Annotated in this window: 1 protein-coding gene; it reads right to left on the bottom strand. The window is 66.7% G+C overall.

All coding sequences use genetic code 11. From position 1 onward, the window contains the following. Positions 1–1,994, bottom strand: a 1,994-nt coding sequence (locus EN914_RS33525) for an autotransporter domain-containing protein (RefSeq protein WP_127389584.1), incomplete at both ends; no start/stop codon positions are given.

The raw sequence follows: 1,994 nt of genomic DNA, 5'->3' as shown, positions 1-1,994 counted from the left end.
ACATAGGCGAGACCGGCGAAGGGCTCGAAGGCAGCCATGCGCGTCTCGACGCGATAGCCGGCCTCGCCGAAGACCTGCGCGGTGCCGGCATCGTATTTCGCCGTCAGCGCATCGGCGAAGCCTGGAACGACGACGTTGCGGCTGGTGTCGATCCGGTTCCAGCTGTAGGCGACGCCGCCGCGCAGGCCCAGGCCGTCCCACTGTCCACCGCCATAAAGGCCGATTTGATAGCTGTCGCTGGAGCCGGACGAGGCACGATCGTCGACGTCGAAACTGGCGTGGCTGTAGCCGGTCAGCATGCCGACCCGCCAGGCTTCGCCGATCGCGGTGTCGCCGCCGGCGAGGAAGCCGCCAGTGGAGCGGTCGAGGCCGGCGGCATTGCCGTCGCCGCTCGCCGTGCCCCAGGAGCCGAAAGCTTGCCCCCACACGACGAAACGGCTGGTATCAGCCTCGACCAGCTCCGGGCCGCCCTCGCCATAAGCCATCACTGGCATGGCGGGAGCGGCAACGTCGCCCATGGCCGCCCGGACGCGGGCGGTTGCGGCATCGGCGACGAAGCGGCTGTCCTCGATCAGCATCCCCTTGGCCGACGCATGAACCTCGCCCGACGCGGCATCCAGCGCCAGGCGCGCGGCATCCTCGTCGGTCATCAGCAGCATGGCCCGTGCAAGCGCATTGCCTTCGCCGAGCCGATCGAGCGCTCCGGCGGTCGCGACCTGGTTGCGGGTGGTGGCGACGTTGGCGACCGCGACGTCGTTGCGCGCCAGGGTGAGGGTGATGTCGTTGCCGTCGCCGCCCTGGTAGTTGAGGAGATGGTCGAGGAAGAGAAGGTCGTTGAGATCGCCGACGGAGGCGAAGGTACCGGCGACATCGGCCGCGCCATTGTTCTGGATGATCGTGTACGGCCCGTTGAGCAGGTTCCAGCTCTCGGCCGTCGCCGGCGTCAGGACCAGGTTCAGCGTCGCGCCCGATATGTCGACCGTGCCGCCGACGATCAGTCTGTCGGCGCCGGCCGGGGTCGCCTCGACTTCGAATATGCCGTGGTTGACATAGTTGCCGCCGACCGTCTGCACGCCGATGGAATTGCCGACGCCATGCGTGCCGAGGATGGTGACATTGCCGCCAATGGTGCCGATGCCGCCAAGGCGCGCGCCGGAATCGACCGTGACATCGCCGGCGAGGCTCGCTGTGCCATGGCCGTCGTCGCCGACCACCAGCGTTTCCATGCCGACCGTGGTCAGGCCCGCATAGCTGTTCTGTCCGTTGAGCGTCAGCTTGCCCGTGCCGGTCTTTGTCAGGGAGCCGTTTCCGGAAATGGTGCCGCCGATGACGTCGTCATGGCCGAGCGAGCCGAGCGAAAGCTGTGGCGCCAGCTGTGAATCGTCGATTTGTATGGCCCCATCGCCCGACAGCGAGCCGACATCGAGCACCGAGTCCTGGTCCCGGAAGCGCACCAGCACGCTGCCGCCGGCGCCGTTGAGGATGGTTGCGTGCGCCGCCTGCGATGCCTGCTGGAAATCGAGCGTGCCGCCGGCCTCATTGACCAGCGTTGCCGCTCCGCCGTCCGAATGTCCGTAAAAAGTGGTCGAGCCGCCATTCCTGTTGGTTATCGTGGCGTCTCCGGCGGAGGAGAATTCATTGCTCGAATAATCGTCGTCGAAGGTCGTCCTGCTGAAATAATACGGTATGCCCAGCCCGTCATTGACGATCGTCGCCTGGTCCGCGCTTGCCCCCGTGAAGGCGATGAAACCGCCGCCCTGGTTGGTGATGCTGGCTGTGCCGGCATCGGTTCCGGTGCCGAAATTGAGCCCGCCATAGCCGTCCTGCGCCAGGACGATGGTGGCCGCGCCGGCGGTCGCATTGCCCTGGAAGTTGAGGTCGCCCCGGCCGACGGTGATCGAGAGGTCCTGGGCGCTGACTGGATTGGCGGCATCGGTTCCGGAGAAATAGAGTTTTGGCCAACCGGAGCCGCTTCCGTCGGCGTCCACACGGAC

The organism is Mesorhizobium sp. M7A.F.Ca.CA.001.08.2.1, assembly GCF_003998455.1.
Classification (GTDB): Bacteria; Pseudomonadota; Alphaproteobacteria; order Rhizobiales; family Rhizobiaceae; genus Mesorhizobium; species Mesorhizobium ciceri.
The sequence above is the reverse complement of the archived record's forward strand: the minus strand, read 5'-3'. Positions and strand labels throughout refer to the sequence as shown.